The sequence below is a fragment of the Vibrio sp. CUB2 genome, assembly GCF_001557945.1.
Taxonomy (GTDB): Bacteria; Pseudomonadota; Gammaproteobacteria; order Enterobacterales; family Vibrionaceae; genus Vibrio; species Vibrio owensii.
This window is the reverse complement of the sequence record NZ_LNRB01000004.1, coordinates 221,840-242,033: the sequence shown is the minus strand read 5'-3', so window position 1 is coordinate 242,033 and position 20,194 is coordinate 221,840. Positions and strand designations below refer to the sequence as shown.

Sequence of the window (20,194 nt, the reverse complement as noted above, 5' to 3'; positions counted from 1 at the left end):
AATAATAATGAAGATTGATCCTGAATAAAAATTCATCAATTTTAATTCCAAACCGACTCTGAGTGTTTGCCCCGCTCACCGTCAGTTTTTACATAAAATGACTTCGTCAATACGCGATTCAATCGCCTTTATTGCTATTGTCACTGCCATCGGCACATGCGCTTGGTAGGGATGCAATACATAAATTGGGTTCACCTTTGACGCTTTCGCATCGGGAACCGGCTCAAGACGTAAGTTCGACTCCAGCATAAAATCAGGCAAAACCCCAACGCCTAACCCCATTTCTAACAGACTCGCCACATCAAAGACGGTATTCGCTCGGTGCTTCACTGGATATTGAATTTGATGTTCTGGCTCCTTGAAGGTAAACACATGGACCACAGGCTCAAGCTGCCAATGTTGAGCAATATAAGGTGCACTTTCAAAATCAGTATGCGCGCCTTTCGCACGACACAAGACGTCACAAAACTGCCCCACTTTACGCTGCTTAATGTTTGAATCACCAGAAGCCCCTACTCGTACTGCAAGATCGATATCCTGTTGAACGATATCCACATGCTTATCATCACTGATCAAATTTAACTGCACATCAGAGTAATCAGCAAAAGCACTCGTTAAAGCAGGCAACACTATCGAGCGCATTAGTGCATGTGGCGCAGTGACGGTAAGCCGTCCCGTTGGCACTTGCTTTAACTCTGTGGCTTCTAACCACGCAGCTTCTGCTTGTTTTGTCATTTGCGCGCACTGCTCGTAAAAGCGCTCACCTGTCGAGGTCAGAGTTTGCTTTCTGGTCGTACGTTTGAGTAAGCAAGTATCCAGCTCTTGCTCTAGTTGCTTCAAAGCAGAGCTCAACACTGACTTAGAAAGCTCTAACTTATCGGCAGCTTTGGAGATTGAACCACACTCGACAATATGAACGAACAGAGACATCAAACGCAGCTTATTCATCGCCTTCCTTATTGTTCTTTTTTACAGAACATTAAATTCTTATTACTTTGTTTTTCTATCTTAATTCTAACCCTATGATTGCTACATAAACAAACACTAATCACAGGATACTCAGGATGACTCAATCAGTTTTAGAACGCGCTCAAGCAGGCATCTCAGCATGGCAAATCGCTTTCAACAATCAAGACGCTGCGGGCTGTGCAGCACAATACGCTGAAGATGCAGTTATGATTGCAAAACCATTTGGCACCTTTGAGGGACGTGAAGCGATCCAAGCATTCTGGCAAAACATCATGGACCAAGGTTTTAACAGCGTGGACTACACCAACACTAAGTGGGAAAAAGACAGCGAAAATGGCTACATTCTTACTTCAGATTGGACGATGAACAAGGCGTTTGGTGTCGTGCACAAAGAGCTATGGGAAATTCAAGAAGATGGTTTGTCTCGCCTAACGTACGATGAGTTTGAAGTGCTTGGTGAGCGATAAGCTTTAAGTCTTTCAGAATAAAGAAATCCCCAAGCCGAAACTTGGGGATTTTTGTTTTTCAGTTTACTTAATTAAATTAAGCAAAGATGAAGGTGTATAGGTAACCTGCGCCCATTGCCATCGTTAAGATAACGAATAGGAAGGCTGCAATCATTTGGTTCTTAAAGATTGATTTCAACAAAATCACTTCTGTAAGACTTGCGCCTGCGCTACCAATGATAAGTGCCATTACTGAACCCAGTGCCATACCTTTTTGTACTAGTGCCGCACTTAGTGGAATAACTGCCTCTGCACGGATGTACAATGGAATACCAATAATTGCTGCTACTGGAATCGCGTACCACTTCGCTTCACCTGCGTACTCCGCAATAAGATCCGTTGGGATGAAGCCGTAAATGAATGAACCAATCGCAATACCCATCATTAGGTAAGGGAATACTTGTTTAAAGTCTTTCCAAGTTGAGTGCCAAATACGTACCCAGCGGCTAGGCTCTTTTTCTTCCACGATTGTCGCTGTTGCACTACCGTCTGATGAGCAGCAAGACACTTCTACTTTGGGCTCAGCTTTTGGTGCGCTATCACCACAACAAGATGTTTTCGCTACCACAGGCGCTGGCTCACTACAGCATGATGTTTTTGCTGCAACTGGTGCAGGTTCTCCACAAGCGCTGGTACCACAGCTTGATGCAGGTTTCGCTTGTTCTTTTTTCTTGCTTGAATCACCGCAAGATGTACCACATGAAGAGGTGCCTGCTGCTTCGTACGCTTCTGGTTTTACGTAACGTTCAAAGCCCAGCTTTTCAAGAACATAGCCTGCAACCACAGACACTGTCATCGCGATAGCAAAGTAGAATACCGCTACCTTCCAACCAAAGGTCACTACAAACAAACCAATGATCACTGGGTTAAGCAGTGGACTGGCAAATAGGAACACCATCATAGGCCCAAAACCTGCTCTTGCACGCAATAGACCTTTCAAGAAAGGAATGGTCGAACACGAACAGAAAGGCGTAATCGAACCTAATAGCGCAGCAATGAAGTAACCTTTACCCTTTTTCGAGCTCAGGATAGATTGGATTTTTTCTGGCGTTAGAAAATCTTGCAACACACCCACGATGTAGCTAATTGCTAGGAATAGGATGATAAGTTCGGTTGCTAGAAACGCAAACATATCAAGCGCTTCCTTAGCCATGGTCATGATTTCTGGATTCATATTGATTCTCCTACTGATGTCACATCAGTAACTGTAAATTTCCTAATGAAGCTGAACTCTTCATTTCTATTTTTCTCGAATTATAGAATTAAAAACCGACGCGTCAACCATTATATTTCGATAAATATCGAAATATAATTTAAAGTCTTAATAATCAATTAATTAACTAGGGAATTTTTCTTGTTTGCTATTCACCCACACTTTCACTATCATCGAAATGTATTTATCGTCTGTCATTCCAAGAGGTCAGTATGGAACTCGAAGCTGTAGCAAAAGCGCTCAAAGAGCTAGGACACCCTACCCGTTTATGTATCTATAAAGAGGTGGTCAAAGCAGGCTATGAAGGAATCGCGGTTGGTGGCGTACAAGATAAACTTGGTATTCCAGCCTCTACCCTTTCTCATCACATTTCGAGCCTAGCCTCAGCCGGCTTAATCAGTCAGCGTCGTGAAGGTCGTACTTTATATTGTGTTGCTGAGTATGAATGCTTAGATACGGTTATTGGTTTCTTGCGTGACGAGTGTTGCATCAATGAAAACTGCTAATCTCGAATCAATTTGGAGCGAATACGAACACGCTATTCATGCGTTCTTGCGCTCTAAAGTCAGCAATGAAGATGATGTAGACGACTTAAAACAAGATATTTTACTTAAGACTTATCAAAACCTTGCGGATATTCGTGATGTATCAAGCGTCAAATCTTGGCTCTTCCAAATCGCGAATAACGCCATCATCGATTTCTACCGTAAACGCGCTCGAAATCAGCGTGATAGTGAGCTCGTTGCTGACGATCTTTGGTTTGAAGAGCAAGAATCAAACCTGAAACAAGAACTGTCAAAGTGCATTGCGCCGTTTGTGCAAGCATTACCAGATGAGCAATCGCAACTGCTCTCTTCTATTGAGCTTGAAGGCATGAGCCAGAAGAAGTTGGCCGAAGAGCAAGGTATCAGCTACTCAACCCTCAAATCGCGCGTACAGAGAGGACGTGTCGAATTGAAAAAGCTATTTGAAGAGTGTTGCAGTTTCTCGTTCGACAAACAAGGTCGTATGACAGATTGCAACCAAAACGGTGCTTCTTGCGATAAATGTTAATCCCTCGCTGAATGCCCACCTCGCAATGAATACCGATAGCTTGGCGGCTCGTTATTGAGTCGCCTATCCATGAACTCAATCACAGCTTTATCTCTTCATCCGCTCTCTCATTTGCTATCTTACTGAATAGTAAGCTTTACTTCTTCTGCTTTAAGGAAGAAGGAAACTTATATTTATGATCTCATTAAGAGAACTCACCAAAGAAAACTATCTAGATTGTATTCGTCTCAATCTTCACCCAGAACAAGAAGAAAACCTTGCCTCCAACGCGATTACGATTGCTCAGTCACGCTTTGAAACCGACTACCGATTGAAAGTGATTTATGAGCAAGAGACGGTGATCGGTTTGCTTGCGTTTTGCCATGAAGACGAGCCGCTTGATTACTCCATTTACTGGCTGTTCCGCTTTATGATCGACAAAGATCACCAGAACAAAGGGTTTGGAAAGCAAGTACTTAGTTTGCTCGTTGAAGAAGTGAAACAACTTGGCGGGAAAACCTTACTCACGATGCATAAACCCTCCAATCAGCAGGCAGGTCAGCTATATCGTGCTTTCGGATTTCAAGAGGATGGCGTACTCGATGATGGTGACATCTCACTACGATTAGTGCTTTCTTAATCCAGTACGAATCCAAAATGGAGAATTCTGGCTTTTACACCTGTTTATCAAACCATTCGGTCACCAACGCCACCAGCTTTTGATGGACAGGACTTAACGTATTGCCTCGCTTTAGTAACACATAACCTGCACGACCTTCGTTAGCCATAAAATCGATGTTTAACGGGACAAACTCGCCTTTCTCATCGTGAGCTTGCACTAAATGATGAGGAAGCAAGGCAAAGCCATCATTTTTCAATAATCGCATCAACACATCGATGTTACTGATTCGAGAAATGTTTGGTGACATCACCTGTTGATTACCAAGTGCACTGGTGCTGAAATTCTCTGCAATGTATTGATGGTGTGACGCGAGATCCTGCAGAGTCACCACGGGTTTCTGCGCTATTGGACTTTTCTGATGCGCATAGAAGGTAAACCTTGGGTAGCCTAAGTTAATGAACGACATCCCTTCGGTTGGGAACGCTTTACCGCTGTTAAGTACCACCGCAAAATCCGCTTGTTTCGCCATAAGCATTTCTAACGCTTCATCTCGGCTGCGATGTAACCAATGAATCGCTGTACTCTTGTATTGCTTACGCATAGACAGGTCGATGTCCGCTATGGCATCACACGGTACCGACATGTCGTGACAAATTGTTATCTCCGGAACATCCCCTTGAGAGTAGCTATCACAAGAAAGCTCTAAAGACTGCATTTGGTAAAGAATGTGCTTGGCTTGGGTAAGTAACGTCGCCCCTACTTCCGTCAAGACTGGTGTTCTTCCTTTACGTTCAAACAAGATCACATCCCAATCAATTTCGAGATCGCTGACTTGATGATGCAGCGTCGCTCTGTCTTTCCCGATTACCCTTGCGGCTTGGCTAAATGATCCATGCTCTGCGACAGCGACAAATGCAGTAAGTTGGTCAAAACTGGCTTTGGGCATTGGAAGCTCCTCTAACAATAAACCCGTTTATCTTAGCTCAACCGATATCCTTTTGTTGCAAAGTTTGCAACATAACTGAGATTACATGGTGAGAATTACACGTAATAATGACCTCGTATTGAAACGTTACGAGGGCAATTCAATGAAAGGTTTTAGCAAAAAAGTTCTTCTAGCAGCATCTGTTGCAATGGCAGTTGGCAGCATCTCTACCGCAGCAAATGCGTGTTCACGTTTGGTTTGGGAGACTCAAGACCATGGTGTATTTGTCTCTCGTACTATGGATTGGATGGAAGCTAACCAGCCAACCATTGATGTTCGCCACGCAGGCCAAACATACCGCGGCTACGATAAAGACGATGCGCTTACATGGACATCGAAATACGCTTCTATCGGTGTGAGTATTTACGGCGTGGGCATTATTGATGGCTTTAACGAGAACGGCTTTGCGGCGAATGCCCTGTTCTTGGATGAAGAAAACCCAGAGGCACCACAAGCTGGCAAACAACAAATTGAAAACTCGCGCTTTGTTGCTTACCTGATTGATAGTTTTGCATCCGTTGATGAAGCATTGAAGAATCTAGATTCAATTCAAATCCAACAGTTCAGCCACAATGGCATCGAAATGAAGGGACATTATTCATTAGAAGACGCAAGTGGTGACTCTGCTGTGTTGGAATACATCGACGGCGCTTGGCAAGTTCATCATGGCAAACAATATGACGTGATGACTAACAGCCCAGAGTACGCGCAACACTTGAAAAACTGGCAAGAAGCGCAGCCAAAAGCGAAGAGTGATGTGAATGGTGAGTTCCCGATCCCGGGTAACATTAATTCTGCTCAACGCTTTATCTGGAACAGCTACATGAAGGACCAGCTTAAAGAGCCTAACAGCTAAACCAATGGCATTGCGAAACTGGACAGTGTGACCTACAAAATCCCATTGGATGCGGCAAACCGCCCAGTGAATGGCGAAATGCGCGGCTACGCAACCATCTATGGTTTGGTGTACAACCTAGACCAAAAAGTGATGAACGTGCGTTACCAGTATGACGACAGTTACACACAATACTCAGTGGACTTTAACAAGTTGAATGACGGACATAACTACACCATCAAAGCGGATTTACCGGATCTGTTTGGTGACATTTCATCTCGCTTAGAAAAAGGTGATGGCGTAATGGGTCAGCACTTAGTGAAATAGCTTAAACAATAGAACTTGAAAGGTGTGTGGACAAAAGCACCATTCAAAAAAAGCGCCGACATGTTCGGCGCTTTTCCTTTCTATTCGTGTTGTGCTCAATGGCACTGGTCTCGATAATGCCCAGGAGATATTCCCTTCCAAGCGCTGTAAGCTCGAATAAATGAGTTCGCTTCTTGAAATCCCAGTAGGAAGGAGATTTCACCCAGTGACATTTGAGACTTCTCTAAATAGTGATCAGCAAGCTCCGCCCGTACCATTTGCAGCACGGATTGATAACTTTCAGCTTCTGCAGTGAGCTTACGCTGCAATGTACGTTTACTCATTGCCAGTTTTTCCGCGACCATTTCAATAGCACTGTTCCCCGCGGGTAATGACTCGACCAAGACTGCTCGAACACGTTCTACTGTTGAGGCACTGGCATCAAGATCTTTTAGCTTTTGGTTCAACCCTTGTTCGAAAAATCCCCACATTTGCGCATTTGAAGTCACGAACGGATGCACTACGTCTTCCGCTTTAAATCGCACCTCTACGCCATCACCTTTGACCAACGGGCAACCAAAGTAAGCTTGGTATTCCTCAAGGTTGTTGGGAAGCTCAGGCAACGTAACTTGTAGCGGTTGCATCCGCTTTCTCGTCGCTAAGCGTGCTAGCTGAGTAAAGAAAACCACTTCTGTCAAAGCCAAAGATTTAGGCAGCGCTTGTCGTTGGCCATAACAACTGATGCTGAGTTTTGTTTCTTTATCGGCAACGTCTAACGTCATTACCATAGGTCCAATCAACGGCTTATATTGCTGAATCCGTTTGAGTGCGGTGTTCAAGTTCGGACTGCAAATAGCGGCAAAAATTGGGGCGTCAAACCCCTCAACCGACATATGTTCAGCAAGGAGCAACGGCATCTCGCGCTCACCGGACGCTTGTTCAACTCCGACCCAAAGCTGAAAGTACTCATTTGGGCTAAGCGTTGCCTTTTCTCGATTGAACAAGTCGGCAGGTAACTTGGCGTATGCCAGCACCAATTGCGGATCGATATCCATATCGTTAAGCAGCACTTTCCAACTCTGAGGCACAGTGAATTGACTCGCTCGCTTGATCATATTTGATTCCTAAGCACTTTTTTCCATGGTTTGACGCGATATTTTTAGCACCAATTTTCTGGGTAGGAAAGGCACAATCCATTCAAGCATGAACTTCAAACCACCTTCGTTGAAGGCCACTAACTTACCCTGTTCCATCGCATTGTAACCACACTCTGCAACAGAACGAGGAGACTTGGCATTTTTAAACACTTCCACACCTTGCAAATCCCCGGCAGCGACAAAACCCGTTGCTACCGCACCCGGACACAACGCTGTCGCCGTTACATTGGTGTATCTAAGCTCTTCCGCTATCGCTTGAGTAAACGATGTAACATAAGCCTTGGTTGCGTAGTACACCGCCTGTAATGGACCCGGCATAAACGACGCCGTTGATGACACATTTAAAATCTTACCGCGATTGCGCGCCACCATGCCTTGCAGGTACAAGTGCGTCAGATTGGTTAACGTCACCATATTAAGTTGCATCATGGCTTGGTCCGCCACCAGATCACGTTCATGGAATTTTCCGTGACCACCAAAGCCTGCATTGTTAATCAGCAGATCAATTTGCAAGCCTTGCGCTTCGGTTTGCTCAAACACACGTGCAGCAGAGTCAGCCTGAGTCAAATCCTCTGCAATCACAGCAACCTGAACCTTGTGTTTATCGCGAAGCTCTGATGCCAGTGCCTCTAGCTTGTCTTTAGAACGGGCAACAAGCACTAAATCTCCACCCTTCTCGGCGTGTATACGCGCTAATTCTTCACCGATACCACCTGATGCGCCTGTAATTAATACTGTATTTGTCATGTGCTTGTCCTCTTAGTATGAGCTAACGTCGTTGTTGGTATGGATAAAGTTTATGCAATCCAATCGCGCCACACACTGGCAAAAGATGACATCTTACTTGCCGATCGTGCCACCCTGATTAAAGACCGTTGATTACATAAATTTATTACAATGAGAACAAATGATAATTTTTGGATAAAGATTGAACTAGCTAATATGCTTTGAACAGGATGAACACACAGAAGAGGCAAAGGTTATGTCTATCCCATATCCAAGAACGTTTTCTCACATTGGTATTTCCGTACCCGATTTAGAAGCAGCCGTAAAATTCTATACCGAAGTTCTGGGTTGGTACCTGATTATGGAGCCAACTGAAATCGTCGAAGACGACAGTGCGATCGGTGAAATGTGTACTGATGTCTTTGGCGCAGGCTGGGAGCGGTTTCGTATCGCTCACCTATCAACAGGGGATCGAATTGGTGTCGAACTGTTCCATTTCAAGAACCAAGAAAATCCTGAAGATAATTTTGAATACTGGAAAACTGGGATTTTCCATTTCTGCGTCCAAGATCCAGATGTCGAAGGTCTAGCTGAAAAGATCGTTGCGGCAGGTGGTAAGAAACGCATGAAAGAACCCCGTTACTACTACCCAGGCGAAAAACCTTATCGCATGATCTACATGGAAGATCCGTTCGGTAACATCCTAGAAATCTACAGCCACAGCTACGAGTTAACTTACTCAGCAGGCGCATACCAATAAATCATCAAAGCTATCCAACGGTGATTGCGCCGTTGGATTTTTATTTTTCGGGCAAGTGCCCTTTGGGGAAAAGAATGAAAGCGATCACTTACCAAAAAGATCTAGATACCTTCACCTATACCGACATCGACACGCCAGCGATTGCGAGTGGGTTAGATGTGTTAGTAAAAGTTCATGCCGTTGGGCTCAACCCTGTCGATGCGAAAGTGAATCTTTGGCACGAGATGGTCGATGGTATGGATGATACTTTCGTTGGTGGCCTCGATATTTCGGGGGAAATCGTTGCCATCGGTGACAAGGTATCGGGTTGGCAGGTAGGAGATCGCGTTCTCTATCATGGCAACATGCGTCGAATGAGCGGTGGTTTCGCCGAATACGCAATTCAAGACTCACGTACGTTAGTTGCACACCCTGATGTCGCTCCAGAAGTCGCAGCCGCTTCACCTTGTGCGGGCTGGACGGCTTATCGAGCGCTCGTTGATAAACTGAACATTTCTACACGTAAGAGCATTTTTATTGCTGGTGGTTCTGGTGGCGTGGGCAGTTTTGCCATTCAGCTCGCTCGCTTCTTCGGTGTAGAAACCATCATCACTACAAGCTCTGCAGCAAACCACGAGTTTGTGCGTTCATTGGGTGCAACACACGTCATTGACTACAAGCAAGAGGATGTACGTGAACAAATCATGGCTATCACTGAAGACTTAGGCGTAGAGGTATCATTGGACTGCGTTGGTGGCGACAACGACATTCTGTGTGCTTCTGTGCTTGGTTTTGAAGGTGAAATGGTTGAACTAGTAAGGACAACGCGTGCAACCGAATACCCTGGAGCCTTTTTGCAAGGGCTTACCTTCCACCAGTTGAGCTTAGGCTCTGGTCATGTGCATGGCGAACAAGGTTTTGCTTCTATCGTTAACGCTGGGGGGGAATTCTCCCACATGTTAGAACGTGGTGAGGTAATGGTGCCTAAATTGGAAGTCGTCGCATTAAAAGACGTCGCTCAAGCTCTAGTGTCTATTCGTCAGCAACGAACGGTCGGAAAGATCGTCGCTAAACTCGTCGACTAAATCCCAAGCGACAAATAAGGAAAAAGAAGCGCAAACTCCAAAGCTGTTTGCGCTTCTAAGGGGTATTACTTTTCTACAAGCAGCATTGCTGATTTCGCCGCCACTTTAATCTCTTCACCGCTAGGCACTTGTTCTTCGGTCATCATATCAACCAGGGCCTTGTTCACTGTCAGCTGCAGTGATTGCGCTCGCGCAGATTTGTTGAGTACCAAGATGCCCTTCTCGCCGCGCTGAAGTACCAACATGTCGTCGTTACCTTCTAGTACCGTCATTGGCTCGCCATGAACAAGATTATGGAATGCCACCATCTTTGCCATACGTGCGTCCTTCCACGCATTTTGCCATCTTGGTTTACCATCCACGCCCTTAATACCACTGGTATCCAAATCCGTGTAGATAAGCGGAACACCACCATCGCGTCCCAGAATGTAGGCGTACGCTAGCCATTCGTTCTCTTCATCCATGACCAAATCCAAGAACACATCATTGTTTGGAATATCATGAGTGATCGCAAAAGTGATGGCTCGACGGTTAGATAAAGCCTGACCAAAACAGTACGGGTCGATCAAAGACTTAAAACTGCCCTTCTTCGAGAACGCCTTAAAGATGGTTGAGAACAACGGAAAATCGTATGCACCTAACCGTGTTTCTTTCAAATACGGTTCTAGGAACAGCTCATATTCTTCTTCTGTCGCGCCACCATCTGTGATGATTTCACCAAAGATATGGACGTCTTGAGTAATGTCTTCGGTCCAAACCAACTTTAGGTGTTCTAGCGTCATGTGCTTTGCGGCATCAATACGGAAACCTTTCACGCCCAGAGCCTTAAGCGCTTTCAGGTAATTACGTTGCTGCTCAACAACATGCTTGCACACACGTAAAGTCGGCAACCCAGGATCGGTTGGACCGCCCGAGATTCGACCATTTTGAACTTCCCACTTGTCTTTCCAATCTTTAATGCCAAAAGCTTCAACGAAGTCATTCTCATCAAACAACGGCTCTGACAAGTCACCGAATAGAATCAAATCTTGATACTTGCTTGCATTCTGCTGGTAATCGTCCATCACGGCTTGGCGGGGATATTGTAAATCCGAGCGTAGATGGGCTTCGTTCGCCATATGATTAAAGACAACGTCGGCGTAAACTAATACACCTACACGGTCGAGTGCTTCAACCATGTATTTAAAATCTGTGGTATTACCGAGCGCATTGTCGATAACACGATAATCTTGAGGTTGGTAACGCTGCCACCAGCGTTCGTCTTGTGCGCTTTTCATCGGCGGAGAAACCAATACCGAGCCATAACCTAGCTCGCTGATCTCCGCTGCGCGTTGGGCAATGTCAGCATACTTCCAATCAAAAGCGTGCAAAATAACATTTGCACCTGTTGATTGTGTTTCCTGTAAGCCACTCATGTTTCTCTCCTCGTCGCGTTCGCTCACCCATTGTTACTCGTATTCTTCGTGAGCGAATCCAATAGCCAAAATTATAAGAACTATTAGCGAACCTCCCTCACCCCTTTCGCGTTTCTGCTAGGTGGAAAAACAAGGCGTAGCTCATCCCCAGTTAAGGTTTAAACGTCCGTTTAAAAGTATTCGAACGCCCAAGCCAAAACAAAGATCGCAAGGATACCGATTTAAACACCTGTTTTATAAGCATTTTGCAGATAAACCATTCTGATCGCGCCTACTCTCACTATTACGCCTTTTCTCAGTAAGAATGTGAATTTGGGGCAATAATTCGATATGTAACAAATATTTAAGAAAGCGAAACTGCTGCTCACGTCACAGTTGGTGCGGTTTATAAATTGATAGAAAAGGAGAGGAAGACTCGAAATGATGACAGCAGGTGCACGAATAAAGAACGCTAGATACAAAAATAGCGCGATAAACGCGCTATTTTTTAAGTGCGGTATAACACCTTAACAACGTGCCAACCGAATTTGGTTTTGACTAGGTGCGGAGTAAGAACCTCACCAGAAAAACAAACTTTGTCGAACTGTGGCACCATTTGACCGCGGCGAAACTCACCTAGGTCGCCACCACGTTTACCAGATGGACAAGTCGAGTATTTCTTTGCCAATGTCTGGAATTTAGCACCTTTTTTAAGCTGCTGGATGATGTCTTCAGCTTGTTCTTTATGCTTTACAAGAATGTGTAAAGCGGCTGCTGTATTTGCCATGTGTCTGCCTCTCACTGTTCGGGTGGCGCAAGTTTACCGAATCGCTTCAATATCGCAATAATTTCTCTCATGCCGTCCTTATCTTCATCTTTTGATACTCGGTTCTATCTAACAATTTGATGAAAACTTGGCCGCTCACCGATTCAATTTCACTTTTATTTGCGCTATTTCCTAAAAAGCTCACTTTTCCACGCTCTACGGTTGAAGCGGTCGCCTTATAAGATTAGATTAGTTACATAAATCAGTGATATTGATAAGGTTATTTTCATGGCAAAAGTCGCGAGTAAAGCGAACCAATCTCAAGGCATGTTGGTGTTTAAACTCACCCTGCAACAGAACTTCGCAATTGGCACACTTAAAGTCCGTGAAATTGTTCCTTATATGCCGACCACCAAAATTCCCTATTCGCACCATCATGTAATTGGCACTGTGACGATTCGTGATTTGACAGTGCCAGTGATTGATATGGCGGCAGCAATTGGATTCCGTCCTATCCAAGAGGAAGAATACAAGAACTGCTATTTGATCGTGACGGACTGTCTACGTACCGTGGTGGCATTTATGGTGCGAAGTATCGAGAAAATCATTGAATGTGATTGGAAATCTATCGAAACACCGCCATCAAGTGCGGGTCATAATATCTTTGTAACGGGTATTACTCGCTATGAAGAGAAGATCGTACAAATGTTGGATGTGGAACTTCTACTATCGAAGATCTACCCGCAATACGAGAATACCAAGATTCCAATGCTTACAGACATCGAGCGTGAGCGTTTGAAAGCCTTAAATATCCTTTTGGTCGATGACTCTTCTATCGCTCGTAAGCAATTGAGCGACGCGTTAGACCGCATCAACATTCCGTATCAAATCTGTAAAAACGGCTCAGACGCACTCGACTTGATGAAGCGAGATGCAGAAGCGAACCGCCCAATTGACCTTTTAGTGAGTGACATTGAAATGCCAGGACTGGATGGTTATGAACTTGCGTTTGAAGTTCAAAATGATTCTGCGCTGAACAACTCTTACCGTATTCTTCACACATCTCTATCAAGCGAGATTTGTGTTGACCGAGCTCACCAAGTTGGCGCTCACGAGGCATTAGAGAAATTCAACGCTGGGGAATTGATTGAAGCGATGCTGCGCGGTGCAAAAGAGCTGGAAGCAAAAGCGATAGCTTCTTAATCATATCTAATAAGTTTGCTTGATCTGGTATACATCAATAACTTTTTCGGCAGTGAACAAACTCGTGATACTTGCTACCGAACATGAAAACAGTGCAACAAAGACGAACATTTTGATATGACTATTGAGCAATAGCCCTCCGCCGAAGAAATACAGTCCTATCGCGATAACCGTTGGCATAATCAATGCGGGGCGACACACCAATTCCATTGCAAGAGAGAAAAAGTAAACCTCCTCCCTTTTCGCAATCGAATACCAGTTGTAGAAAATAATAGAAGCTGTCGCCCCCACCGCTAACGCTATAGCAATCAGAACACTCGAAAAATGCTGCCCTGCAAACAACACAAACCCCGCTCTAATAGACAATACCGCGCAAAACAGCCAGACCAATAAAGGCCCCCCAACAACTAAACCCATCGTTTCTTTCCTCTGAATCAATTTTAATCGTTATTCAAACAAAGGCAGAAAGATGGGTAAAGGTAATCAAAGCACTCGAATGAGAACTCTGCGACGGCTAGCTTAAAGTCATTAAATTCAGACTATTAGGTGATATTTTGCCTATTTACTTGGCATTGTGTAGCTGCGAGACACGAATTCAGTTTCTTCGACTTGATAAATGTGGTTGATATAAGACGCAAGACTGTAGAGCACATTTGCGAGCAGGTTTGAATAGCGGAACAAAATCGGAGCGGGTTGTTTCTTACCTGAATGCTCAACGGAAACCAATGCACGAACCACCTTCTTTGCTTGGCAACGACACAAATGCAACTGGCTTGACGTTGGGTGGCCGCCAGGAAGCACAAACCCTTTAAAGCCGCCGTCGATACGAGCCTTGATTGCATCGTAATCGGCTTTTAGCTCATCGACTTCCGCTTCTGTAATCGCGAGTTTTCCGCGGATAGAGCCATTCACATGGTATACGTTTGGCTGCATTCGAGTCAGTATGTCGCGGCTAAAGTCATCGAGTTCCATCGATAGAACCAACCCAATTCGGCTGCACAACTCATCAGCGGTGATTTCAAAATCACATACTGGGCTGTCTTCATAGATGAATGGGTAACAAATCTCGCCAAGTTCCTTGCTTACTGGTCTCATGCTCTTTCTCTGTGCTTTGGTTCTAATAAAAAAGGGAGTCAGTATAACCTAACTCCCTTTGGGCATTCATATCCGTTTAGACGATCATAAGTTAGAAAATCGGCTTATGCGTTTTCGATTTTCTTGTGACCTTCTTGAAGGTGAACGAAGTCAACCAAATCATCGCCTGATACTTGGTAGGCTTGACCAAAGCCTTTCACGAATAGACCTTGTTCTGCTTTTAGGTTGAACAGAACAAAGTCTTCTAGTTGGCTCAGACCATCAATGATCTCACCGAAACGATCTTTCATTTGACCAACAACTTGTTGCCACATTTCAGTATCGCGCTCAACAACGGTTGCAACCGCATCAAACGTTAGACGCTTACGAGCAAACAACTGCTTCGACGAGTCTTCGTCTTCAATCATCATCAAAGATACGTTTGGATTCTCTAGTAGGTTGCGTGCGTGACGAGCAATCTGAGAAATAAGAACGAAGTAACCTTCCTGGTTTTGAACGTATGGTGCGTAACTTACGTTTGGACGGCCTTCCGCATCAACGGTTGCCAATTGAATGGTACGACGCTCCTGACGAAATTCCTTGATTTCTGGTCCTAGACGACCTTGTAAACGCTCTTGTTTAACTTGCTGATCCATTTTGATACCTAACTTTACTTGTTTGTTGTTCCGAGTTTTAACTCGGTTATTCTTTAATAAAATGACACTGCGCTAACGAATTAGTGCAGTGTCATGCTCATTCGAGACTACTTGTTGAACTCTGCTTGCATTGCACGGAATGCTGTTACTTGATCTTCGATTAGCTCACGCTTCTCGTTGCGGCCTAGGTAAATCTTAAAGATGTTGCTGCCACACTCAGAGAAGAAACCAAAGTAATGGCTCTCACGTCCCATAAACGGTTTACTTACTAAGGCAATGTTTTTCACGTTATCCAGTTTTAGGTGGCCATGAAGCTCACCTTCTTTGCCCATAAGGTTGTAGTAACCACGAGCAACTTTACCTTTCGGGAACGGCGCTTTTACTTCAAAGATAGAACCAAAAGAATGAACGATAGTTGTTACTGGGCCAAAACCAACAAGACCTTCTAAAATGCTTTGCGCTTGCTCGCCTGGTGCTACTGCAACCATCTCTTGAGGAAGTGCAGCTACCACTTCAAACTCTGATACACCAAGGCGCTCAGCCATTGCTGCTGGAAGTAGTTGCGGCTCTTGTTCTAGTAGGGCTTCGACCTGTTGCTTAATTGATTCCATTGTTTTTTCCATTTCTTTCAGATTAATTGTTAGATACTTTTGGTACGTTTTCGTTCATTTCAGAAGTCAGTACTTGAATACATGCCTGAGCCAGAGACACAGCCCAGAAGCTACCTGCTAACGTCAGAACTAAACTGCGCTCTTGTAGCTCAACTAAGCCCTTGTCATGCCATACTTTGAATAGTGGCATCAGGAAATTGAAGGTGTCTTCGCCCATAAATGCTGGCAGCTTGCTTGCTTGAACAATGCCTCGATCAAAGCCAGACTTCAGCGCTGCGAATAGTGGCTCTAGTGGGCTTTGCTTCATCATCATTGCGATGGTGCTCTGCCCTTCGTTTACGGCTTTAACGTAAGTGTCTAGCGTGCGGTGCTGCATCATGCCGTAACCACCGATGTTACCGCCTGCGCCACAACCGACAGGCAGCACTTCTGCATAAGTCTTCGCTAAGCTGTTGTATAAACTGCGTTCACGGTTATCGATCGCCCAGTGGTTCACGCTAAGCTGCTTCATGTGATGCTCTGCCATAAACTTAGCACCAAGCTCGTACATGCCTGCTTTTTCCGGTGTCGTTGCAGGTGGCGGCATTTTGCCCTTTTCAACTAAATTGAGCATTGGCGCTGTACCGCCAACCACTAACTGATAAAGGTCCAAACCATGAGCGCCTGTAGACATGAAGTCCTTAAGATCTTGCTCTAAAACGTCTTTTGTTTGGTAAGGCAGGCCGTAAAGTAAATCGATGATGACAGGGATCTTGTCTTCTTTTGCCAACTCACTAACGCGATTCAATACGTCTTCGCGATCATCCAAACGCTTAGCGCTGCGACGAACTTTGGTATTAAAGCTCTGCACACCAAATGAGAAACGATTGAATCCACCGTCCAGCGCACCTTGATACAACTCGTCTGAGAATCGGTTGATACGACCTTCAAGTGTAATTTCGCAGTCAGCTGCTAGAGGGAAGTAGTCGTGAATGGCCTGACCAAGAATACGAACTTGTTCTGGTGCCAGATCCGTTGGCGTGCCACCGCCGATGTAAACCGCATGGAAAATGCCACTTTGCGTCCACGGCATCGCCGCTTTCTCTTTTAGCTCTTTCATCAGAGCATCAAAGTATTCATCGACTAACTTACGGCTGGCAGCATTTTGGAAGAAGTTACAGAAAGTACAGCGCACTCGACAGAATGGAACATGAATATATAAGCAGCGCTTATTGTTCTTAGTCGTCGTTTCCGAGGTGATTCTGGATAGGATGTCACCTTGCTGTGGCGGTGGCACTGGCATACTACTGCCACCCGCATGCGCAGAGTGTTTTTTCACAAAAGCAAAGCGCAACGGATCGGGGCTATCACCCCCAAGGATTGATTCGTCAAATTTATAAATATCGACGGTCATATTTACTCACTTAAAGCCCACCACACAAAGGATTGAGGCTCATTTCAAAAAAACTGCAAAGATCATAATTTGGCCGTAATGATAATGCAATTGATAATTGATCTTATTTCTTTTGTAAGTGATAATCAGTCCAAGTTGATAATGATTAGCAATACCGAGATTTACCCGTGAACGTAAAAAGATATGTCATTGCCGGAGGCGCCTCTTTAGTGGTGCACGCTGCACTGCTTTTTGTCTCTCAAGAGACGAAGGTGTTTGCAATGCCTGCAGGGAATCCTACTAGCTCGGTTAGCCTCAATTTAGTCTCGGCTCCCAAACCAGTCCAAGCTGAACCGACACCACAAGAAGTGGTAGAAGAGAAGCAACCAGAGCCACAAAAAAAGCCTCAACCAAAGCCAGAGCCTAAACCGGTTAAAAAGACGGTAGAAAAGCCAATCGTGAAGAAAGAAGCGATCAAAAAGAAACCAGTCGAGAAAAAACCGAAGCCAGTTAAGAAGCCACAAACATCTAAGCCTGTTGCCAAGAAAGATCCACAGCCAAAAGAGAAAGTGAAAAAGAAAGTGGCAAAAGAGCCTGTAACGCAACAAAAAGCAGCACCAACGGAACAATCAAAAGGTGCAACGTCTCAGCCTGTGATGATTGACCAGCCTGCTTTTGTTTCCCAGCCAGTTCAGCCCCGTTACCCTCGTTCAGCTCGTAAACGTGGTATCGAAGGCGTGGCACTTTATGAGGTTTGGTTGGACGAAAATGGCAACCAAGTAAAACAAGTACTTATCGAATCTTCTGGTGCTGAAATGCTCGATGTTTCAGCACTGCGTGCCATCAAACAATGGCAATTCTCACCACATATTTCTGGCGGGCAAAAAGTCGCTCACCGAGTTCAAATCCCAGTTCGTTTTAAGTTGGATGGATAATGGAACAGCTACAACATTTACAAACCCAATTTGGTCTTATGACTTGGCCTTTAGTTATTTGCTCTGCACTTACAGTCATGATCATTGCGGAAAGACTCTTTCAAGTATTCATCAGTCTAGGCGTAGGCAAACGCGCAATTCGTCAAAAGCTGAATAACCTTGATCCGACCAACAACAAAGATATCGAAGCGCTAGCGGATGAACTTTCTGGCAAACGCCCTCTTCTTTATCGTGGTGTTGCAATGTTGCTAGCGCATCACTCGTTCTCTAAATCTTTACGTGAAGATGCGGCGGGGATTTGGCTACAAGAAAAGCGCCATCAATTGCATTCAGGTCTTCGTTTATTGACTCTGATTGGCGTGATCAGCCCGCTTATCGGATTATTAGGTACGGTACTTGGCCTGATCGATATGTTTAAAGGCATTGCGTCTTCTACAGGTAACATCACGCCAAACGATTTGGCCGATGGCCTAGGTCTCGCAATGCGCACGACCGCAGCAGGTTTGATCATTGCATTGCCCGCAATTTCTGGCGCACAACTGATTGGTCTTTGGGCTGACCGCGTTATCGCTAAGCTTGAGCACACACTGAACTACGTAAACCTTTGGTTAGAAGGTATTTCTTTGCAACACGTTTCTCCAGAAAACAACAAAGAAATCGCAACGGTTGCTGATCATGTTGAAGCGAGAAGCTCATGATTAAAGCACCTCAGGACAATAGCAGCCATGGTTTAACACCGGACCTAACCCCGTTACTGGATATTATCTTTATTGTAATGGTGTTCTTGATGTTGACTGCGGCGGTCAAGCTCGACTCTTTGGATGTCAACCTTCCAAGCACTGATTCCCAAGCCGTTGCTGAAGTTGATAAACAATCAATTACGGTCAATATCCTTAAAGACGAACCGCACTGGGCAATCAATGGCAAGTCTTACATCGATTGGGAAAACTTCACGATTGCTCTGCTAGAAGAAAGTAAATCAACAGATAAACCGATTGTGATTGGCGCTGAAAAAACCGCCGATATTCAGTCACTGGTCAAGCTTCTTGGCTTTTTACAAGAAAACGGAATTCAAGCGACTCAATTGCTCACTGAAGAGTCGCAATAAAAGAACATAAGATTGAGAACATCCTAATGAATAAAACACTATCTCCAGTTCGCACCGCCTTAACAGCAGCTGTCACTATGCTGGCAAGTGCGAGTCTTTTTGCCAATGAAGCCCCATCTTCTGAACGTGTTGTTAGTGCGGGTAGCGCTGTCACCGAATTGCTTATCGCGCTTGATGCAAAAGACAGCCTTGTTGCTGTTGATGTCACCAGCCAACTGCCAAAAGAAATGGAATTGCCAAAAGTAGGTTACCACCGTCGTCTGTCTGCTGAAGGTTTGCTAGCACTTAGTCCAACGAAAGTGATTGGTTCTGATGAAATGGGCCCGAGCACAACACTTGAGCAACTAAAGTCTGCTGGTGTAGATGTAGAGATCGTAAACACCGAGGCAAATGTTGAAGGCCTTGTGGATCGCATAGACCAAATCGCCAACATCATGCATCGTGAAACTCAAGCAACAGCGCTAAAAACAGAAGTTGAAACGCAAGTAAAAGCGCTTGAGAGTAACCAACCTGCAAAAAACGACAAAAAGAAAGTCCTCTTCCTTCTTATTCATGAAGGCCGTCCTGCGAACGTCGCAGGTTCAGAAACCACGCCAGATGCCATCATTCAACTTGCGGGTGGTGAAAACCCAGCGGCAGGTCAGTTATCGTCATACAAACCTCTATCTACAGAGGCCATGGTTGAAATGCAGCCTGATGTAATCCTAGTCAGTGGCCGCAGTTACCAAACAATGGGTGGTGTAGATGCCATTTTGAAAGCGATGCCTCTACTTGCTGCTACGCCGGCTGGGATGAACAAAAACATCGTGACAATTGATGGCCACGCACTCGTAGGTGGTTTGGGACTAAAGAGCCTTTCTGAAGCGAAGCGCCTGAATGAGCTGCTATACCCGTAGAGAG

At 44.9% G+C, this 20,194-nt stretch carries 23 protein-coding genes and 1 pseudogene; 12 read left to right on the top strand and 12 right to left on the bottom strand.

Features of this window, described 5'->3' with window-relative positions; all coding sequences use genetic code 11:
- Positions 1-81: 81 nt before the first annotated feature.
- Positions 82-948, bottom strand: a complete 867-nt coding sequence (locus tag ATB78_RS08055; RefSeq protein WP_061008333.1) for a LysR family transcriptional regulator — start codon at positions 946-948, stop codon at positions 82-84.
- 116 nt (positions 949-1,064) lie between these two features.
- On the opposite strand from ATB78_RS08055, the gene ATB78_RS08050 reads away from it, so the two are divergent.
- A complete protein-coding gene (locus ATB78_RS08050; RefSeq protein ID WP_009704826.1) occupies positions 1,065-1,436 on the top strand; it encodes a nuclear transport factor 2 family protein in 372 nt (123 codons plus the stop codon).
- A 76-nt stretch (positions 1,437-1,512) separates the two neighbouring features.
- Here the strand turns inward: ATB78_RS08050 and ATB78_RS08045 are convergent, their stop codons facing one another.
- A complete protein-coding gene (locus ATB78_RS08045; protein WP_038893537.1) occupies positions 1,513-2,649 on the bottom strand; it encodes a permease in 1,137 nt (378 codons plus the stop codon).
- Positions 2,650-2,900: 251 nt separating this feature from the next.
- Here ATB78_RS08045 and ATB78_RS08040 point away from each other — a divergent pair, with 251 nt between their 5' ends.
- From ATB78_RS08040 to ATB78_RS08030, 3 genes are all read left to right on the top strand, one after another.
- Positions 2,901-3,194, top strand: coding sequence for a metalloregulator ArsR/SmtB family transcription factor (locus ATB78_RS08040; RefSeq protein WP_005433559.1), 294 nt, complete (start codon positions 2,901-2,903; stop codon positions 3,192-3,194).
- A complete protein-coding gene (gene sigZ, locus ATB78_RS08035; protein ID WP_061008332.1) occupies positions 3,181-3,741 on the top strand; it encodes an RNA polymerase sigma factor SigZ in 561 nt (186 codons plus the stop codon). The genes ATB78_RS08040 and sigZ overlap by 14 nt, the downstream gene beginning before the upstream one ends.
- A 175-nt stretch (positions 3,742-3,916) precedes the next feature.
- On the top strand, positions 3,917-4,360 hold the full coding sequence (locus ATB78_RS08030; RefSeq protein ID WP_061008331.1) for a GNAT family N-acetyltransferase: 444 nt from the start codon (positions 3,917-3,919) through the stop codon (positions 4,358-4,360).
- A gap of 34 nt (positions 4,361-4,394) precedes the next feature.
- Here the strand turns inward: ATB78_RS08030 and ATB78_RS08025 are convergent, their stop codons facing one another.
- Positions 4,395-5,288: a LysR family transcriptional regulator gene (locus ATB78_RS08025; protein ID WP_061008330.1), complete on the bottom strand. Its 894-nt coding sequence runs from the start codon at positions 5,286-5,288 to the stop codon at positions 4,395-4,397.
- Between the two features lie 85 nt (positions 5,289-5,373).
- Between ATB78_RS08025 and ATB78_RS08020 the strand changes: the two are divergent.
- Positions 5,374-6,489: pseudogene (locus tag ATB78_RS08020) on the top strand (linear amide C-N hydrolase).
- A 95-nt stretch (positions 6,490-6,584) separates the two neighbouring features.
- On the opposite strand, the gene ATB78_RS08015 reads toward ATB78_RS08020, so the two are convergent.
- A complete protein-coding gene (locus ATB78_RS08015; protein ID WP_081096577.1) occupies positions 6,585-7,583 on the bottom strand; it encodes an AraC family transcriptional regulator in 999 nt (332 codons plus the stop codon).
- 9 nt (positions 7,584-7,592) lie between these two features.
- Positions 7,593-8,372, bottom strand: a complete 780-nt coding sequence (locus ATB78_RS08010) for an SDR family oxidoreductase (RefSeq protein ID WP_061008329.1) — start codon at positions 8,370-8,372, stop codon at positions 7,593-7,595.
- A 235-nt stretch (positions 8,373-8,607) separates the two neighbouring features.
- Between ATB78_RS08010 and ATB78_RS08005 the strand changes: the two genes are divergently transcribed.
- Both ATB78_RS08005 and ATB78_RS08000 read left to right on the top strand, forming a co-directional pair.
- Entirely contained in the window at positions 8,608-9,111 is a 504-nt protein-coding gene (locus tag ATB78_RS08005) for a lactoylglutathione lyase family protein (protein ID WP_061008328.1), read from the top strand.
- 74 nt (positions 9,112-9,185) lie between these two features.
- The gene (locus tag ATB78_RS08000) at positions 9,186-10,175 is read left to right on the top strand and encodes a zinc-binding dehydrogenase (protein WP_061008327.1); all 990 of its coding nucleotides are present in this window, start codon (positions 9,186-9,188) and stop codon (positions 10,173-10,175) included.
- 65 nt (positions 10,176-10,240) lie between these two features.
- Here ATB78_RS08000 and ATB78_RS07995 read toward each other — a convergent pair whose 3' ends face one another.
- Both ATB78_RS07995 and ppiC read right to left on the bottom strand, forming a co-directional pair.
- Positions 10,241-11,590, bottom strand: a complete 1,350-nt coding sequence (locus tag ATB78_RS07995; RefSeq protein ID WP_061008326.1) for an alpha-amylase family protein — start codon at positions 11,588-11,590, stop codon at positions 10,241-10,243.
- 487 nt (positions 11,591-12,077) lie between these two features.
- Positions 12,078-12,356, bottom strand: a complete 279-nt coding sequence (ppiC, locus tag ATB78_RS07990; protein ID WP_005433507.1) for a peptidylprolyl isomerase PpiC — start codon at positions 12,354-12,356, stop codon at positions 12,078-12,080.
- A 267-nt stretch (positions 12,357-12,623) separates the two neighbouring features.
- Between ppiC and ATB78_RS07985 the strand changes: the two genes are divergently transcribed.
- Positions 12,624-13,538: a chemotaxis protein gene (locus ATB78_RS07985; RefSeq protein ID WP_038867269.1), complete on the top strand. Its 915-nt coding sequence runs from the start codon at positions 12,624-12,626 to the stop codon at positions 13,536-13,538.
- A 6-nt stretch (positions 13,539-13,544) separates the two neighbouring features.
- On the opposite strand, the gene ATB78_RS07980 is transcribed toward ATB78_RS07985, so the two are convergent.
- From ATB78_RS07980 to hutW, 5 genes are all read right to left on the bottom strand, one after another.
- Entirely contained in the window at positions 13,545-13,955 is a 411-nt protein-coding gene (locus ATB78_RS07980; protein WP_061008325.1) for a hypothetical protein, read from the bottom strand.
- 141 nt (positions 13,956-14,096) lie between these two features.
- Positions 14,097-14,633 (bottom strand): ATP:cob(I)alamin adenosyltransferase, encoded by a 537-nt coding sequence (locus ATB78_RS07975; RefSeq protein WP_045423738.1) that lies wholly within the window; start codon positions 14,631-14,633, stop codon positions 14,097-14,099.
- A 104-nt stretch (positions 14,634-14,737) separates the two neighbouring features.
- Positions 14,738-15,268: a heme utilization protein HutZ gene (gene hutZ, locus ATB78_RS07970; RefSeq protein WP_005441121.1), complete on the bottom strand. Its 531-nt coding sequence runs from the start codon at positions 15,266-15,268 to the stop codon at positions 14,738-14,740.
- Between the two features lie 107 nt (positions 15,269-15,375).
- Positions 15,376-15,879 carry a heme utilization cystosolic carrier protein HutX gene (gene hutX / locus ATB78_RS07965; RefSeq protein ID WP_020194073.1) on the bottom strand — a complete coding sequence of 168 codons (504 nt, stop codon included), beginning with the start codon at positions 15,877-15,879 and terminating at the stop codon, positions 15,376-15,378.
- A 22-nt stretch (positions 15,880-15,901) separates the two neighbouring features.
- On the bottom strand, positions 15,902-17,272 hold the full coding sequence (gene hutW, locus ATB78_RS07960; protein WP_061008324.1) for a heme anaerobic degradation radical SAM methyltransferase ChuW/HutW: 1,371 nt from the start codon (positions 17,270-17,272) through the stop codon (positions 15,902-15,904).
- Positions 17,273-17,439: 167 nt separating this feature from the next.
- Here hutW and ATB78_RS07955 point away from each other — a divergent pair, with 167 nt between their 5' ends.
- The 4 genes from ATB78_RS07955 to ATB78_RS07940 are packed head-to-tail and all read left to right on the top strand — an operon-like array spanning position 17,440 to position 20,190.
- Positions 17,440-18,186: an energy transducer TonB gene (locus tag ATB78_RS07955; protein WP_081096576.1), complete on the top strand. Its 747-nt coding sequence runs from the start codon at positions 17,440-17,442 to the stop codon at positions 18,184-18,186.
- A complete protein-coding gene (locus tag ATB78_RS07950) occupies positions 18,186-18,884 on the top strand; it encodes a MotA/TolQ/ExbB proton channel family protein (RefSeq protein WP_005441125.1) in 699 nt (232 codons plus the stop codon). Before ATB78_RS07955 ends, ATB78_RS07950 begins: the two co-directional genes overlap by 1 nt.
- Positions 18,881-19,294, top strand: a complete 414-nt coding sequence (locus ATB78_RS07945; RefSeq protein ID WP_005441127.1) for a biopolymer transporter ExbD — start codon at positions 18,881-18,883, stop codon at positions 19,292-19,294. Before ATB78_RS07950 ends, ATB78_RS07945 begins: the two co-directional genes overlap by 4 nt.
- A 26-nt stretch (positions 19,295-19,320) precedes the next feature.
- Positions 19,321-20,190: a hemin ABC transporter substrate-binding protein gene (locus tag ATB78_RS07940; protein WP_061008323.1), complete on the top strand. Its 870-nt coding sequence runs from the start codon at positions 19,321-19,323 to the stop codon at positions 20,188-20,190.
- Positions 20,191-20,194 lie beyond the last annotated feature (4 nt).

Excerpts from the sequence above, each read along its gene's own strand:
- ATB78_RS08055 (WP_061008333.1), bottom strand. The coding sequence starts at position 948 with ATGAATAAGCTGCGTTTGATGTCTCTGTTCGTTCATATTGTCGAGTGT.
- ATB78_RS08050 (WP_009704826.1), top strand. The coding sequence starts at position 1,065 with ATGACTCAATCAGTTTTAGAACGCGCTCAAGCAGGCATCTCAGCATGG.
- ATB78_RS08045 (WP_038893537.1), bottom strand. The coding sequence starts at position 2,649 with ATGAATCCAGAAATCATGACCATGGCTAAGGAAGCGCTTGATATGTTT.
- ATB78_RS08040 (WP_005433559.1), top strand. The coding sequence starts at position 2,901 with ATGGAACTCGAAGCTGTAGCAAAAGCGCTCAAAGAGCTAGGACACCCT.
- sigZ (WP_061008332.1), top strand. The coding sequence starts at position 3,181 with ATGAAAACTGCTAATCTCGAATCAATTTGGAGCGAATACGAACACGCT.
- ATB78_RS08030 (WP_061008331.1), top strand. The coding sequence starts at position 3,917 with ATGATCTCATTAAGAGAACTCACCAAAGAAAACTATCTAGATTGTATT.
- ATB78_RS08025 (WP_061008330.1), bottom strand. The coding sequence starts at position 5,288 with ATGCCCAAAGCCAGTTTTGACCAACTTACTGCATTTGTCGCTGTCGCA.
- ATB78_RS08015 (WP_081096577.1), bottom strand. The coding sequence starts at position 7,583 with ATGATCAAGCGAGCGAGTCAATTCACTGTGCCTCAGAGTTGGAAAGTG.
- ATB78_RS08010 (WP_061008329.1), bottom strand. The coding sequence starts at position 8,372 with ATGACAAATACAGTATTAATTACAGGCGCATCAGGTGGTATCGGTGAA.
- ATB78_RS08005 (WP_061008328.1), top strand. The coding sequence starts at position 8,608 with ATGTCTATCCCATATCCAAGAACGTTTTCTCACATTGGTATTTCCGTA.
- ATB78_RS08000 (WP_061008327.1), top strand. The coding sequence starts at position 9,186 with ATGAAAGCGATCACTTACCAAAAAGATCTAGATACCTTCACCTATACC.
- ATB78_RS07995 (WP_061008326.1), bottom strand. The coding sequence starts at position 11,590 with ATGAGTGGCTTACAGGAAACACAATCAACAGGTGCAAATGTTATTTTG.
- ppiC (WP_005433507.1), bottom strand. The coding sequence starts at position 12,356 with ATGGCAAATACAGCAGCCGCTTTACACATTCTTGTAAAGCATAAAGAA.
- ATB78_RS07985 (WP_038867269.1), top strand. The coding sequence starts at position 12,624 with ATGGCAAAAGTCGCGAGTAAAGCGAACCAATCTCAAGGCATGTTGGTG.
- ATB78_RS07980 (WP_061008325.1), bottom strand. The coding sequence starts at position 13,955 with ATGGGTTTAGTTGTTGGGGGGCCTTTATTGGTCTGGCTGTTTTGCGCG.
- ATB78_RS07975 (WP_045423738.1), bottom strand. The coding sequence starts at position 14,633 with ATGAGACCAGTAAGCAAGGAACTTGGCGAGATTTGTTACCCATTCATC.
- hutZ (WP_005441121.1), bottom strand. The coding sequence starts at position 15,268 with ATGGATCAGCAAGTTAAACAAGAGCGTTTACAAGGTCGTCTAGGACCA.
- hutX (WP_020194073.1), bottom strand. The coding sequence starts at position 15,879 with ATGGAATCAATTAAGCAACAGGTCGAAGCCCTACTAGAACAAGAGCCG.
- hutW (WP_061008324.1), bottom strand. The coding sequence starts at position 17,272 with ATGACCGTCGATATTTATAAATTTGACGAATCAATCCTTGGGGGTGAT.
- ATB78_RS07950 (WP_005441125.1), top strand. The coding sequence starts at position 18,186 with ATGGAACAGCTACAACATTTACAAACCCAATTTGGTCTTATGACTTGG.
- ATB78_RS07945 (WP_005441127.1), top strand. The coding sequence starts at position 18,881 with ATGATTAAAGCACCTCAGGACAATAGCAGCCATGGTTTAACACCGGAC.
- ATB78_RS07940 (WP_061008323.1), top strand. The coding sequence starts at position 19,321 with ATGAATAAAACACTATCTCCAGTTCGCACCGCCTTAACAGCAGCTGTC.